Annotated in this window: 9 protein-coding genes; 5 read left to right on the top strand and 4 right to left on the bottom strand. The window is 56.4% G+C overall.

The genetic code is table 11. From position 1 onward, the window contains the following. The first annotated feature begins 194 nt into the window (after positions 1–194). Entirely contained in the window at positions 195–2,864 is a 2,670-nt protein-coding gene (pepN, locus tag HMPREF2796_RS07380; protein WP_070632475.1) for an aminopeptidase N, read from the top strand. A gap of 72 nt (positions 2,865–2,936) precedes the next feature. On the opposite strand, the gene HMPREF2796_RS07375 is transcribed toward pepN, so the two are convergent. The 3 genes from HMPREF2796_RS07375 to HMPREF2796_RS07365 form a co-directional block, all read right to left on the bottom strand. Next, positions 2,937–3,521, bottom strand: a complete 585-nt coding sequence (locus tag HMPREF2796_RS07375) for a biliverdin-producing heme oxygenase (RefSeq protein ID WP_023886397.1) — start codon at positions 3,519–3,521, stop codon at positions 2,937–2,939. Between the two features lie 123 nt (positions 3,522–3,644). Next, positions 3,645–6,083, bottom strand: coding sequence for a TonB-dependent hemoglobin/transferrin/lactoferrin family receptor (locus HMPREF2796_RS07370; RefSeq protein ID WP_070632472.1), 2,439 nt, complete (start codon positions 6,081–6,083; stop codon positions 3,645–3,647). Positions 6,084–6,132: 49 nt separating this feature from the next. Continuing rightward, positions 6,133–7,107 (bottom strand): Slam-dependent surface lipoprotein, encoded by a 975-nt coding sequence (locus HMPREF2796_RS07365; protein ID WP_070632469.1) that lies wholly within the window; start codon positions 7,105–7,107, stop codon positions 6,133–6,135. A 296-nt stretch (positions 7,108–7,403) separates the two neighbouring features. Between HMPREF2796_RS07365 and HMPREF2796_RS07360 the strand changes: the two genes are divergently transcribed. From HMPREF2796_RS07360 to yciA, 3 genes are all read left to right on the top strand, one after another. Beyond that, positions 7,404–8,792, top strand: a complete 1,389-nt coding sequence (locus HMPREF2796_RS07360; protein WP_246826842.1) for a porin family protein — start codon at positions 7,404–7,406, stop codon at positions 8,790–8,792. Positions 8,793–8,937: 145 nt separating this feature from the next. Continuing rightward, positions 8,938–9,999 (top strand): uroporphyrinogen decarboxylase, encoded by a 1,062-nt coding sequence (gene hemE, locus HMPREF2796_RS07355; RefSeq protein WP_070632464.1) that lies wholly within the window; start codon positions 8,938–8,940, stop codon positions 9,997–9,999. 190 nt (positions 10,000–10,189) lie between these two features. Continuing rightward, on the top strand, positions 10,190–10,630 hold the full coding sequence (yciA, locus tag HMPREF2796_RS07350) for an acyl-CoA thioester hydrolase YciA (protein ID WP_070632461.1): 441 nt from the start codon (positions 10,190–10,192) through the stop codon (positions 10,628–10,630). Between the two features lie 206 nt (positions 10,631–10,836). Here the strand turns inward: yciA and rtcR are convergent, their stop codons facing one another. After that, entirely contained in the window at positions 10,837–12,465 is a 1,629-nt protein-coding gene (gene rtcR, locus HMPREF2796_RS07345; protein WP_070632458.1) for an RNA repair transcriptional activator RtcR, read from the bottom strand. A gap of 705 nt (positions 12,466–13,170) precedes the next feature. On the opposite strand from rtcR, the gene HMPREF2796_RS07340 reads away from it, so the two are divergent. Next, positions 13,171–14,739, top strand: a complete 1,569-nt coding sequence (locus HMPREF2796_RS07340; protein ID WP_070632455.1) for a TROVE domain-containing protein — start codon at positions 13,171–13,173, stop codon at positions 14,737–14,739. Positions 14,740–14,861 lie beyond the last annotated feature (122 nt).

Below are 14,861 nucleotides of genomic sequence, written 5' to 3'. Positions count from 1 at the left end.
AGTAGGTTGGGTTAGCCACAGGCGTAACCCAACACAAAGAGTATCCGATTGTTGGGTTACGGCTTGCAGCCTAACCCAACCTACATCTAAAACGATGTTTCGGTGCAGCCGAAGCTGAGTTTCTGCGAAGCTAAAACCCAGCCCCGTTTTGCGCTAAAATACCCGCTTTCCATTCTTCCATAAGGCCGCCCGCCATGCCTCAGCAAACCGCACACTACCTCAAAGACTACCGCGCCCCCGAATATCTGGTACCGCACATCCGCCTAAATTTCGATGTGTATGACGACCATACCGCCGTTACCGCCGAACTTTCCATCGAGCCCCAGCCCGATGCCAACGGCACATTGGTGCTGCAAGGCTCGGCCGAGCTGGTTTCCCTCGAGCTCAACGGCCAAAGGCTACCTGAAACCACCTACACTTTAGAAAACAACACCCTATCCATCCCGAATGTTCCCGCCCAGCCCTTCAAGCTAAGCGTAGCCACCCGCCTTTATCCGCACCACAACAAATCCCTGATGGGGCTCTACGCGAGCGGCGGCAACCTCTACACCCAATGCGAACCGGAAGGCTTCCGCAAAATCACCTACCACCCCGACCGCCCCGACGTGATGGGCATCTACACCACCCGCATCAGTGCCGACCGCGCCCGCTTCCCCGTGCTGCTTTCCAACGGCAACCACACCGGCCACGGCACGCTGCCCGACAACCGCCACTGGGCCGAATGGCACGACCCCTTCGCCAAACCCAGCTACCTGTTCGCCCTCGTGGCCGGCAATTTGGTGTGCACCCGCGACAGCTTCACCACCCGAAGCGGCCGCCAAGTGGTACTCGAATTCTTCACCCGCGCCGAAGATGCGGGCAAAGTGCGCTTCGGCATCGAATCACTCAAACACGCCATGTGCTGGGACGAAACCCGTTTCGGCCTCGAATACGATTTGGATATTTTCATGGTGGTGGCCGTGGGCGACTTCAACATGGGCGCGATGGAAAACAAAGGCTTGAACATCTTCAACACCGCCTGCGTGCTGGCCGACAGCCACACCGCCACCGACGCCGATTTCGAGCGCGTGGAAGGCGTGATCGCCCACGAATACTTCCACAACTGGACCGGCAACCGCGTTACCTGCCGCGACTGGTTCCAGCTCTCGCTCAAAGAAGGCCTCACCGTATTCCGCGACCAAGAATTCTCCGCCGACCGCGCCAGCCGTGAAGTCCGCCGGATTGAAAACGTATCCTTCCTGCGCGCCCACCAGTTCCCCGAAGACGCCGGCCCCACCGCCCACCCCGTGCGCCCCGCCAGCTATGTGGAAATGAACAATTTCTACACCCTCACCGTGTATGAAAAAGGCGCCGAAGTGGTGCGCATGTATCACACCTTCCTCGGCGAAGAGGGCTTCCAGAAAGGCATGAAGCTTTATTTCCAGCGCCACGACGGCCAAGCCGTTACCTGCGACGACTTCCGCGCTGCCATGGCCGATGCTAACGGCTTCGATTTCGAGCAATTCGCCCTGTGGTACAGCCAGGCCGGCACGCCGGTGCTGGAGGTTTCAGGTAGCCTGCAAGCCGGCAACCGCTTCGTGCTGAACATCCGCCAAAACATCCCGCTCACCCCCGATATGGCCGCCAAACAGCCGATGATGATTCCGCTCAAAATCGCCCTGTTCAGCGCCGACGAAGACACCTTCGGCCAGCCCATCCCCTTCAGGCTACCTGAAAGCGTACAGGAGCAAACCGAAGCCGTGCTCACCCTGCGCCAGGCCGAAGAAACCGTTGCCCTGCAATTTGAAGGCAACCATCAACAAGTCGTCCCCTCCCTGCTGCGCGGCTTCTCCGCTCCGGTAAACCTGCACTACGCCTACAGCGAGCACGAACTCTCCGTGCTGCTCGCCTGCGACAGCGACCCCTTCGCCCGCTGGGAAGCCGCGCAAACCCTCTACCGCCGCGCCATCGCTGCCAACGAAGCCGCCCTGCTTTCAGGTAGCCCCCTGCCTGAGCACCGCGCCCTGCTGCAAGCCATCGACTACGTTTTGCGTGCCGATATCAGCGCCGCCTTCCAAGCCGCCCTGCTCGCCATTCCCAACGAAGCCGAACTCTGGGCCGGCCGCCAAAACATCGATCCACTCATCGTCCACCGCGCCCGCGAAGCCCTGCTCGATTTGATTGCTACGCACTTTGCCGAACAATTCGCCGCACTCAACGCCGAAGCTCGCCGTATGGAAGAAGAGCAATCCGGCCTGGCCGAGCCCTACGAATACCACCCGCAGCAAGCCGGCTGGCGCGCCCTGCGCAACGCCTGCCGCGCCTTCATCCTGCGCGCCCGCCCCGAGCACATCGACCAAGTGGCCGCCAACTACAGCCAAATGGCACACAATATGACCCACGAATGGGGCATCCTCAGCGCCGTCAACCACAACGATCGCCCCGAGCGCAACTGCCTGCTCGAACAATTCGCCGCCAAATTCCACAGCGACGACCTCGTGATGTGCAAATACTTCAGCCTGGTTGCCGCCAGCCACCGCGCCGACACCCCCGCGCAAGTGGCCGCCGCGCTCGAACACCTCGCCTTCAGCCTGGAAAACCCCAACAAAGCCCGCGCCCTGCTCGGCAGCTTCAGCCGCAACGTGCCGCACTTCCACGCCAAAGACGGCAGCGGCTACGCCTTCCTCGCCGACCAAATCGGGTGCATCGACCGCTTCAACCCCCAAATCGCCGCCCGCCTCGCCCAAGCCTTCAACATCTGCGCCCAGCTCGAACCGCAGCGCCGCAGCCTAATGCGCGCCGAGCTGCAAAAACTCGCCGAAAACCCCGCCCTCTCCAAAGACGGCGGCGAAATCATCGGCAAGATTTTGCAGGCTTCCGCATAAGGGGGAACACAACAAAAGGCTACCTGAAACTTTCAGGTAGCCTTTTGTTGTGCCGAAAACGGCTATCAAGCCTTACGCGGCTTCGGGCAATTCGAAGATTTCGCGCAGCAGTTTTTTGTAGAAGGCAAAAGCGGTGAGTGCGCCTTGCAGGGCTTGTTTGCGTTCGCTATCGGAAATGTCCAGATTGTTCAGCTGCTCGGCAAAACGGCGCCAGTGTTTGCCCCGGCCGTCGGCGTGCGGGCCGAGGTGGCGGGCACCGTGTTCGGCGTTGTAACCGAGGTTGTTTTGCGCATCTTTAAACAAGAAGGCGGCACCCACGTTGGAGCCTTCGGCGCAATAGAGCCAGCCCAATGCTTCTGCGCCTTCCGGTTTGGGAATAGGCAGGGAAACGGCTTTTTCGGCAGCGTTCAGATCTTGCAGGTCGAGGATGACGTCATCGTAGCGGGCAAGCTCGGCCAGGCCGGTGATTTTTTCGTTGAGCTGCGGGTTTTTGTAGATGTCGTCCACAATTTTGTGGAACACGGCTTGCAGCTGTAGGAAGCGGATGTAGTTTTCGGTGTTGTCAAAAGGTTTAACCGACATCACCAGCTCGTCCACGCTGTCGTGGGTGGTGCGGCAGTTTTCTTTCAGATATTGATTGAACGGGATATCTTGCATGGTTTGTTTTCCTTGTTTAGGTGTGTTGCTAACATCAATTTCAGGTAGCCTCCAAAGAAGTGCAGAGGCTACCTGAAAACATAAGCTTCAACGTAGTTGAAACAGTTTCCTTACTGCCAAGGTTTAAAACTTGGCTTCGATAATAAGGCCGAAATTGCGGCCGGGTGCGCTGAAACGCTCAAGGCCGGCATGGGCGCAGCCATCGTGGTGGGCAACGCCGCTTCGGTCGGTACAGTTATCCACACGGTTTACTGTGCCGAATTCGCGAATGCTGCGCAGGGTTTCCCAAGTGTAGTAATGACGGTTGAACAGGTTGTAAATGCCCGCGCTAATCGTTACATGTTTCCTAAACTGGTAGCGGGCGGTTAAATCTACCAACCAGATATTGCTGCTGTGGCGTGCATAAGGGAAAACCCTGCCCGTATTGTCGTAGGATGCGACAGTGTCTTCCGGTTTTTTGCGCGCAAAATAGCTAACGTTCAAATCCACGCCCCAACGGTTATCCGGCTGCTGGTAACCGATACCGATCACGCCGTTAAACGGCTGGATGGCGTTAATCGGGATATTGCCGTCGGCTTCTCCTTTGGTGTAGTTCGCGGCCAAGGTGGTGTACATACCGGCGGGCAGGCCGATGCTATCGAGATTCCAGCGTGCTTTCAGCTCCAAACCTTTAATTTCGGCTTGAGAACGGTTCACGTTTTGGTAAACGTCAGCGTATTCGCGGTTGCTTAAGGTTTTTCTGGTGTAGTCCCAGGTCATCACCTCTTTGTAGCCGCGGTTCACGAAATCAATGAAATCGGTGTAGCGGGTGCGGTAGCCGGAAAGGCGCACATGCCCCCAGTTGCCGTGCACATCGATGCCCAGCTCAACGTTTTTGGAACGTTCGGCCTTCAGGTTCGGATTGGGTTCGACATAAAACAGGGTGTTGGGGAAATAGAACCACATTTCATCGGTGGTGGGCGCGCGGAAGCCGGTGCTGTACTTGCCTTGCAGGGTGACCGACGGGCTGATGTTCCAATCCAATGCGGCCACATAGCTGGGCGAACTGAAGCGTGCCTGTTGGTTCCACAGGCCTTTGGCTTCAAGCTGGCCTTTCACGTCGGGATTGAAACTTTCCGTATCCAGTGTGTGCATTTTGGTGCGGTCGTAACGCACGCCGAGGTTCAGCTTAAAGCGGTCGCTGAAGCGCAGGGTGTTGTTCCAATAAAGATTCGTGTTATTGGATTGAGTGCTGACCAAGAATTCTTTTTCATCACGGTCGGAAGCCAGGCGGTTGGGATAGAAAACGTATGTCCAATAACTGGTGTTGCTATTGGTGTTGCGCTTGCGCGATCCTCCCACGCCGTAGGCCATATCCCACGTCAGGCTTTTGCCGAAATCGAAATGTTTTTCGGCAGCCACTTTGAATTGGTCGGTATCGTAATTCAGGCTGCGTCGGATGAAATAGTTTTCGGCATTCCGCCCCATTCGTTGAATGTAATCTTGCTTGGGAATATCCCAAGTCAGGGTGGTCATGCGGATTTTCTGTCTGTCGAGGCTCACTGTCAGCTTGTTCCACGGCCCCCATTCCAGCAGGTTTTCGTATTCCAAGCCAACGCGGCGGCGGTAGGCCACGTCTTGGCGGTAGCGGTAGCTGGTGCTGTCATAAGCACCAAACAGATTAGAGAACTCATCCGTTTCCCGATCCTGTCTGGAGGTTTCGTAAATACCGCTCAGATAGTTGCTGTCGTTGAAGTGATAGCCGAGGCGGAACAGGTCGGCATGATCTTCAGTGTTTTGCGGGTCGGGGGTGCCGCGTGCCACGCCGCTATATGTTGTATTACCAAATTGGTAGTTGTTATTGAAGCGCAGATTGACGTTTTGGCCTTCTTTATGGTTTTTGGTTTCGTGCCCGTTACGCACAGTGCCCACCACCAAGGCATCAAACCCGCCCAGCCGACCGGCAGCGGTAATGCTGGCCAACCATTGTTCGGAGCGGCTCAGATAGCCGGTTTTCATGCCGACATGGTATGGCTTATCTTCATCCACATAATCGCGCGGCGATTTGGTGCGATAAATCACTGCGCCACCCAATGCGCCGCTGCCGGCGGTGATAGAATCAGCGCCTTTGCTGATGGTTACCTCGCTCATGTGCTCCAATTCGGCAGCGTTGCGGTTGGTGTTGAAGTTGCCGTATGCGCCAAATAGTTCTTGGAAAGCAGAAGAAGAGCGGCTTTCGCCTTGGTCGAGGCCGTCCACTACGATAGCCACGCGGTCTTTATCCACGCCGCGGATACTGAAACCGTTGGAGCCGGCACGGCCACCTTCGGCCACACTGATGCCGGGATCGTAGCGCACCATATCGCGGATGTCCTGCACCATTTCTTTATCCAGCTGCTCGCGGCGGATGCGTTCGCGGCCAAGCTGGCGCGGCGCATGCCTGCGACCTTGGATTTCGATGGTTTCCAATTGGGCGGAACCGGCATCGTCCGTTTCGCCCGCTGCCCAAATCGGAGCAGAGAAGATGCTGCACAGAGCCAAGAACAAAATGCTTGGCCGGTGTTGATGGATATGTGTTTTCATGATTCTGTTAGCGAATTGAAAATGAAATAAAGGCTACCTGAAAATAGGATTAGGGATTAACGGGAGTTAAATCTGTGGCGGTGCTATTGGGGTCACGTCGAGTATCGGTGGCTGAACCGCCAAATACGCTGTCGAGGCTGCGGTTGCCGTTGAAAGTAACCTTGCCGCCGATTTCCGTACCGGCCGGGTTGTACCAACCGCTCTTACCGTAGAAGCCACCATTCACTTGGCCGCTCACCCCGCCGGAAGAGGCTGTGCCGCTGAAGGTATTACCGTTTACAGTAACATCGTTGAAATCGATGTCTGCACCAAAATCGGCATTGCCTTTAATCGTGCCACCCACTTTCCCGGTGTTGAAATTAACGGTTAGCAAAGAATTAACCCGTTTGGCAGGGTTGGTATCAGTGTTATAGGAAGAGGCCACAACCGAACCGTCTTTCACGCGGAAGGCCCAAACTTCGTAGGTAGCTTTGCCGGTGGGTGCGGTGGCGCCACCACGTTTCTGCATATCCGCCGTGTCGGCCAATATGCCGCCAGCGAATAGATCGGTTTGCCCGTCGGCGCCAATCCATGCGCCATAACGCAGAGACTGCAGGTAGCCTGCGGGGAAATTAGCATCACCGTTTTCACAGCACACCAGCAGCTTGTTACCATCGCTTGAGGTTTGCGGCTCCATCTTGGTGGGTTGGTTTTTATCGGGCGTAAAACGGCTGGAGAATCTTGGCGGATTAGTGAACCCATCAAAGGCATAACTTTTACCGTTTGGCGCCTGATAGATGAATTTGTTTTCAGACGACGGCGTGCCCCAATACTCCACATACCACGACACATAACGCAGCTGCCCGTTACCGGTTTGGAAGGTGGTGGGCGTTTCGCCTGTGCTGGCCGGGCCAAGGATTTTGCTGGAGTCGGCCGGAGTCAGCGGCGGTATGGGAGCGGTACCGTCTGGAATGGTTACCCCGCCGCTGCCGGCACATCCTGCCAACGCAGCAGCCACAGACAAAGATAAAATCAGGTGTTTCATGCTTACTTAAATCCTGCCTTCGTTAAAAAGAATGGTAATATATCTCATTTATATAAATAAGAAAACTGCTTTATTTGCACGAAATATCTAAACTTAACGAAACCTTATCTATTATATTTCATTATTTTCAAACAATTATTTATCATATGCAGATGAAAACGAGTGCGCTTCTGATTATTTTTACGTTGTGTACAGCGCAACACAGTTGGGGCAATACAACGCCGGAACAGGATCAGAAGCGTTTTTTGCAAACGGGGCAGCAGCAGTGGCTGCGACAGTTGGAAAACAACGCGCAAATGCCTGCAGCCAAAGATGGGCAGCAGGCCGCGCCGGTGCTTACACAGCAGGATTTGCTGGCACGGCCGCAGCTCTTGGCGCGGATGCTGGTGCAGGTGTTAAACGGCCCGCCGCAGCCGGAATTGTTGGCGGATTTGACTTCACTGTATGCGCAAACGCCGCAGCCAGACATGGTGTTGCTGCAGCGTGCACAAGGCATGCAGGCTAGATATGCGGGCGACTATGCGCGTGCAGTGCAAATTTATCGGGAACTGGCGGCAGAAGAGCCGCAGGATGTGCGCATCCGCCTGGATTTGGCGGCCATGCTGGCAGAAGATAAGCAATGGCGCGAATCAGCACAGCTATTTGAAACTGTGCGGAGCGAGCAGGAGGTGCCGGCGGAAGTGCAGAATAATGTGCAGCATTATCTGAACCATATTGCCAAACAGCAGCAATGGCAGTGGAGCGGCGGGCTTTCGCCCTCGTTTGATAACAATGTGAACAACGCACCGCCGCCGCATTGCAGCCCGTTCGGTTGCAGCCGCGAACGCGCAGAAGATGCTGTGGGCGTGGCTTACAGCCTGGGTGTGGCGAAAAACCAGCCGCTGGCCGGGCATCATAACTTGCACGTGCAACTGGATGTGAGCGGCACCAATTATTATTGGAGCAACAAATCGACCTACGACAGCGCCTACGGCCGTTTGGGTGCGGGCTGGCTCTGGCAGGATGCGCGGCAGCGGCTGTTGGTGATGCCGTTTTACCAATTCCAGCTCAGCGGTACCGACAATTGGGATGGTCGCAAACCGCAAAACAACCACACGCTGAAAATGCACATGTGGGCGCACGCCCCCGGGCTGCGCACGGAATACAGCCGCCTGCTCACCCCGCGCTGGCAGCTGCACACCGCACTGGATGCCTACCGCCAGCACTATCGGATGGATACCAAAGCAGAAATGTATAACGGCTGGTATTTGGGCGAAAGCATCTCCCTTGCCTGGCGAGCCACAGCGCGCAACACACTGTATGCCGGGCTGAATTTCAACCAGATGCTGCCGGAGCAATCTACCCTGAGCGGCAAACCGAACAATGCCGCCTACCGCCGCCACGGCATCGCTGCCGGCTGGATTCACGATTGGGACGCACTGGGCGGCCTCTCCACCCGACTCAACGTATCCTTCGCCGAACGGCGTTTCCGCGGCACCGCGCTAAACATCACGCCACAAGGCTTCCCGCACGAACAACGCCGCGACCGTGAAATCCAATACTCCGCTTCACTGTGGCACCGAAACTGGACCATCCTCGGCCTCACCCCGAAGCTGAATTTCTCTTGGCAACACACCCGCAGCAGCCATGTGTGGGCAGAACGCAAAAGCCGGCAAGTGTTTGTGGAATTGGAAAAGCAGTTTTAACAAGAGGCTACCTGAAAGTTTTAGCTGCATAGAAACTATACAGCATGATGTTTCAATTCATTGGAACCACACTTTCGGGTAGCCCCAATTCCCCGCCCTGCCTGTGCTATGATTCGCTTTTTATCCACACCACACAAACCCTACCATGACCACCCTGCAAAACGATACCTTCCTGCGCGCCCTAGCCAAACAGCCTGTTTCCCACACCCCGGTATGGCTCATGCGCCAGGCCGGGCGCTATCTGCCCGAATACCGCGCCGTACGCGCCCGTGCCGGCGGCTTTTTGGATTTATGCAAAAACACTGAGCTGGCCACCGAAGTAACCCTCCAGCCCATCGACCGCTTTGGCCTCGATGCCGCCATCCTCTTTTCCGACATCCTCACCGTGCCCGACGCCATGGGCTTGGGCCTCTATTTTGCCGAAGGCGAAGGCCCCAAGTTTGCCCGCCCACTGCAAAACGAAGCCGACATTGCCGCACTGCAAGTGCCCGATATGGCTAAACTGCGCTATGTATTCGACGCCGTTTCCTCCATCCGCCGCGCGCTGAACGGCCGCGTGCCGCTAATCGGCTTTGCCGGCAGCCCCTTCACCCTCGCCTGTTATATGGTGGAAGGCGGCGGCAGCAAGGAATTCCGCCAAATCAAAGCCCTGCTCTACCGCCGCCCCGAGCTGTTGCACCACATCCTCAATATCACCACCCAAGCCGTAACCGCCTATCTGAACGAACAAATCGCCGCCGGCGCCCAAGCCGTGCAGATTTTCGACACCTGGGGCGGCCTGCTTTCCGACGCCGCTTTCCCCGAATTCAGCCTGGCCTATATGCGCCAAATCATCAGCAGCCTCACCCGCGAACACGAAGGCCGCCGCGTGCCCGTTATCCTGTTTACCAAAGGCGGCGGCCAATGGCTCGAACTGATGGCCAAAAGCGGCGCCGACGCGCTCGGCTTGGATTGGACGGTAAACCTCGGTCAGGCACGGCAGCGCGTGGGCAGCCAAGTGGCGCTACAGGGCAACTTCGACCCTGCCGCCCTGTTCGGCACGCCCGAATCCGTCCGCGCCGAAGTACACCGTATTTTGCACAGCTACGGCGAAGGCAGCGGCCATATCTTCAACCTCGGCCACGGCATCAGCCAGCACACCGACCCGGAAAACGTACAGGCGCTGGTGGATGCCGTACACGAATACTCCGCCCGCAGCATAGACTAAGCCGGCAGCTTGGTTTTCACTCCGTTCCATTCAGCCAATATTTTCAGGTAGCCCCAAGCTATTCAGGCTACCTGAAAATATCAACCACGCTATAGAGCCTCCTCAGCTTCATCATCCGCATCGCCCCGCTTCCCGCCCACCGAAAACAGCGTAAAATACGCCCTTCCCCATCCCACTCAAGGATTAGACCATGCCACACCGCAACACGCCCACGTACACCCAGCCGCAAGGCGAGCTCCTGCTGCGCACCGTAGCCATGCCCAGCGACACCAACCCCAACCAAGATATCTTCGGCGGTTGGATTATGTCGCAGATGGATTTGGGCGGCGGGATCTTGGCTGCCGAAATCGCCCAAGGCCGAATCGCCACCGTGTGTGCGCAAGAAATGAACTTTATCCGGCCGGTGAAAGTCGGCAACGTGGTGTGCTGCTACGGCCGTTGTGTGCGCGTAGGCAACACCTCGCTACAACTGAAACTCGAAGTGTGGGTGAAAACCCTGATGAACGACCACGTTACCGAAACCCGCGAGCTGGTAACCGAAGCCATGTTTACCTATGTGGCCATCGATGCCCAAGGCAACCCGCGCCCGGTGCCGAAGGAAAACAACCCCAAGCTGGCCGGCTTGCTGTAAGCACTTGTGGCTACCTGAAAATCTTAGTATTAATTTTCGGCTGCTTCCGCCAACCTGCGCCGAGCAGCCATGCCCAACCCGCTCCACCCATACCATGCAAACGGTTTAGGCATTACCGTGAAACGGCCAACACAAAAAGGCTACCTGAAACTGCATCCGCAGAATTTTCAGGTAGCCTTTTTCGCTTGCTAGCCGACACCATCGGCTCACCCCGACACATCCGCCCAAGTCAGCCCGAAGCGTTGCAGATATTTGCGAAGGCGGTCGCTGTCGTTGGCGGTGGCGCGTTCCAGCCGCGATACGTTAAACAGGGCGCGGCCGGCGGCGGCCATATTGGGGTGGCGGCGGCATTCGGCGATGACGTGTTGCAGTTGGACGCGGTCGAACAGGTCGAGGGTTTCGGCATCGATTTTGGCGGGGAGGCCGTCTGAAAACCGGTTTGCAAAAGGGTTTTCCGCATCGTCCGCATCCGTTTCGTCCGCCCACAGCCATTTCAGACGGCCTATTTCGGCTTCAACCGATTCGGTCTGTATCCTGCCCTGCGGGGCAAGCGTGGCCAGGCGCATGATGCTGGCGGCAAGGTCGCGGAAATTGCCGCGCCATCGGGCTTCGCTTGAATGGGCGAAGGCAAGGTAGGCGGACAAGGCTTCTTTATTGAAACGGGTGGCGTGGCCGAGCTCCTGCGAGGCGAGCGCGAGCTGGTGTTCGATGTTCGGTTCGATGTCTTCGCGGCGGTCGGCGAGCGCGGGCAGCGGGTAATTCCAAATATTGATGCGGGCGAACAGGTCTTCGCGGAAGCGTCCGGCGCGGATTTCCCGCCGCAGGTCGCGGTTGGTGCCGGCAATAAGCTGGAAGCTGCTTTGCACTTCCTTGTCGCTGCCGACGGGATAAAAATGTTTTTCTTCAATGGCTTTGAGCAACATGGCCTGTTCGTCCAAGCCCAATTCGCCGATTTCGTCCAAAAACAGCACGCCGCCGTCGGCGGTTTTCAGGTAGCCTTCGCGCTTTTCCGCCGCGCCGGTAAACGCGCCTTTTTTGTGTCCGAACAGGGCGGAAGCCGCACCGTCGCCGCGCAAGGTGGCGCAGTTCACATCGACAAACTCGCCTTTAATCAGGTGGCGCGCTTTTTTCAACTCGAAAATCCTGCGTGCCAGCATCGATTTGCCCGCACCGGTAGGGCCGGAGAGCAATATCGGCGACGGGGAATGCAGCGCGACTTGTTCGATTTCGGCAATCATGCGGTTGAAGGCGGCGTTTTGGGTGGAGATGCCGCTTTTCAGGTAGCGCACCGCGTCATCACGCACGGCGGCGAGGCGTTCGGCCAGCACGTCGTAACGCGCCAAGTCCAAATCGATGATTTCATAGCGGCCGACATCGCCGGCCGCCATGCTGCGTTTTTGATTTTTCGGCGGCGCAGTCTGCAACAGCACACCGGGGATTTGGCGCGATTCCACCAATAAAAACAGGCAGATTTGCGCAACGTGCGTACCCGTGGTGATGTGTGTGAGATAGGTTTCCTCCTCCGTATCAAACGCATAGCCCGCCGCCCAATCGTGCAGCTTGGTATAAACCTCGGAAAAATCCCACGGGTTTTCCAGCTCCATCGGCACAAGATTGACGGCGGTGTGCGGCGATACGTCTTGAATATCGGCTTTTACATGATCCGCCAGATCGCGGTATTTCTCAGCATAAAACAGCTCCATGCGGTCAATATGAAAATCCTGGCGCTGATTCATGGCGATGTTCGGCCGCCACTTCTGCCAACGCCCTTGACCGAAACCGCTGTCCAATACCGTGCCGAGAAAGCTGATGGCGACGTTTTTTCTACTATTCAATTTTCTATCTTTCTATCTTTTTAGATATTTTTTAGCATTCTACTCCTTCCATAGCAAAAGGCTACCTGAAAATATTTTTTCTTTATTTTCAATCAATTAAAAATAATTTTTGCCATTTTCCTCATATTTGGCACAGCTATTGCAATATAGCCACCAAGCACCCTAGCAAATGCCGGAGGAATTACAGCCTACTAAGCTCGAGGTCGCAGGTTCGAATCCCGCCTCTGCCGCCAACGATGGCAGAGTAGCTCAGAGGATAGAGCGCGTAACAATTTCTCCACTTCTAGTTGCCAAAGTGCCCCCTACGGGCGGATGCCGGCAGGATTACATTGTCTGGAAACAGCGGGTTCGATTCCCGCCGCCGGAAACGGCGAAATCCTGCCAATCTAGCCGCCCACCTTTTTTCGCGGCATGGAAAAACAAATGCCTTGGAAACTACATTGGTCGCAGGTTCGAGTCCTGCCCCGCTCCAAGCGGGTAGCTCAGTTGGTAGAGCATCGGCTGTTTCCCAAAAACCTAGCTGCCCGCCGTACCCCCTTTTTACGGCGGCAGGCGGATGCCTGAAGGGATTACATTAACCTTCCACGTTAAAAAACCGTATCTCTTCAAATACTAGCCGCCGCGCTGCCACCCATTCGAGGCCGTCTGAACAGTTCTTCAGGCTACCTGAAACCCTAAAAACAACAACACGAAAGGAAATGAAAAATGGCTAACACCACCTTGTTCCAATCCATGAAAACCCGTTTGACCGCCGCCAATACCCGTAACGAAGCAGGAGGCATCGCCTACACGCTGACACCCAAACAACAGCTCGCCCAACTTGCCGCCACCGGCTGCCTGAACAGCACTTACTACGCCGATGCGCAAAACCAGCTGGAGCAAGTATTGGAATTAACAAAAAACCTGGATGCCGAGTTTATCGCCAAAACCGCCGTGTACGCCCGTCAAAAAGGTTTCATGAAAGACATGCCCGCGCTGTTGCTTGCCGTGTTGGCGCAAAAAGATGTGAACATGCTTGCCCGCGTATTCGACCAAGTGGCGGACAACGGTAAAATGTTGCGCAACTTCGCACAAATCATCCGAAGCGGCGCGGTCGGCAGAAAATCCTTTGGCAACCGTCCGAAAAAACTGATGCAGACCTGGCTTTTGACCGCCACCGAAAAACAATTGTTGAACGCCGCTATCGGCAACACCCCGTCGCTGGCGGACGTGGTCAAAATGGTACACCCCAAACCGCGTGAAGCATGGCGCGCCGCCTGGTTTGCGTGGCTCATCGGCAAACCGCACGACCGCGAAGCATTGCCGCCTATCACCCGCGCCTTTGAAGACTACAAGCAAAGCCGCCAAGGCGCATTGCCCGACGTCCCCTTCCAAATGCTCACTGCCTTGGAATTGAACAGCGGCGACTGGGCGCAAATCGCCCGTAACGGCTCATGGCAGCAGGTTCGTCAAAACCTGAACACCTTCCTGCGCCACGATGTGTTTGCGAAAAGCAAAAACATCAAAATGGTGGCAGAAAAACTGCGCGACAAAGCCGCCATCCGCCGCGCCCGCGTCCTGCCTTACCAATTGCTGACCGCATATCAGGCGACATCCGAACAGATGCCGTCTGAAATCCGCGAAGCGCTGCAAGACGCGATGGAAACCGCCGTACAAAACGTACCGGCAATCCGAGGTAAAGTCGTGGTTTGCCCGGACGTCTCCGGCTCCATGCACAGCCCGGTTACCGGCTATCGCGGCAGCGCGACCAGCAGAACCCGCTGCATCGACATCGCCGCGCTCGTGTCCGCCGCCATGTTACGCACCAACCCGCAAGCCCGCATAATACCGTTTGAACAAATCACGGTAAACGTGCAGCTCAACCCGCGCGACAGCATCATGACCAACGCCGAAAAACTCGCCAATATCGGCGGCGGCGGAACGGCATGCAGCGCACCGCTCGCCATATTGAACCGCGAAAAAGCCGATGTGGATTTGGTCGTCATCGTGTCCGACAACGAAAGCTGGGCAGACCGCGAACAACATTGGGGCGGCAAAACCGGCCTGATGAAAGAATGGGACATCCTGAAACAACGCTGCCCCGAAGCCAAACTCGTCTGCTTGGATATCCAGCCCTACACCACCGCACAGGCGCAAAACCGCCGCGACATCTTGAACATCGGAGGCTTCTCCGACCAAGTGTTCACACTCATCGGCTCGTTCGCCGAGCAAGGTATGGGCGCGGATTTCTGGGTGGAAGAGATTGAGAAAACCGAGCTGGCGGCGGTGTGCTAGTATTTTTCAGATAGCCTTTGCCGCACGGTGGAGGCTACCTGAAAACCTATGTGCAACACCCGCAGCACAGGCATTTCCACTCTTCATTCGATATAGTGAATTAAATTTAAATCAGGACAAGG

The sequence above is a fragment of the Eikenella sp. HMSC071B05 genome, from assembly GCF_001811325.1.
In the GTDB taxonomy this organism is placed as follows: domain Bacteria; phylum Pseudomonadota; class Gammaproteobacteria; order Burkholderiales; family Neisseriaceae; genus Eikenella; species Eikenella corrodens.
The sequence above is the reverse complement of the archived record's forward strand: the minus strand, read 5'-3'. Positions and strand labels throughout refer to the sequence as shown.

Excerpts from the sequence above, each read along its gene's own strand:
- pepN (WP_070632475.1), top strand. The coding sequence starts at position 195 with ATGCCTCAGCAAACCGCACACTACCTCAAAGACTACCGCGCCCCCGAA.
- HMPREF2796_RS07375 (WP_023886397.1), bottom strand. The coding sequence starts at position 3,521 with ATGCAAGATATCCCGTTCAATCAATATCTGAAAGAAAACTGCCGCACC.
- HMPREF2796_RS07370 (WP_070632472.1), bottom strand. The coding sequence starts at position 6,083 with ATGAAAACACATATCCATCAACACCGGCCAAGCATTTTGTTCTTGGCT.
- HMPREF2796_RS07365 (WP_070632469.1), bottom strand. The coding sequence starts at position 7,107 with ATGAAACACCTGATTTTATCTTTGTCTGTGGCTGCTGCGTTGGCAGGA.
- HMPREF2796_RS07360 (WP_246826842.1), top strand. The coding sequence starts at position 7,404 with ATGCCTGCAGCCAAAGATGGGCAGCAGGCCGCGCCGGTGCTTACACAG.
- hemE (WP_070632464.1), top strand. The coding sequence starts at position 8,938 with ATGACCACCCTGCAAAACGATACCTTCCTGCGCGCCCTAGCCAAACAG.
- yciA (WP_070632461.1), top strand. The coding sequence starts at position 10,190 with ATGCCACACCGCAACACGCCCACGTACACCCAGCCGCAAGGCGAGCTC.
- HMPREF2796_RS07340 (WP_070632455.1), top strand. The coding sequence starts at position 13,171 with ATGGCTAACACCACCTTGTTCCAATCCATGAAAACCCGTTTGACCGCC.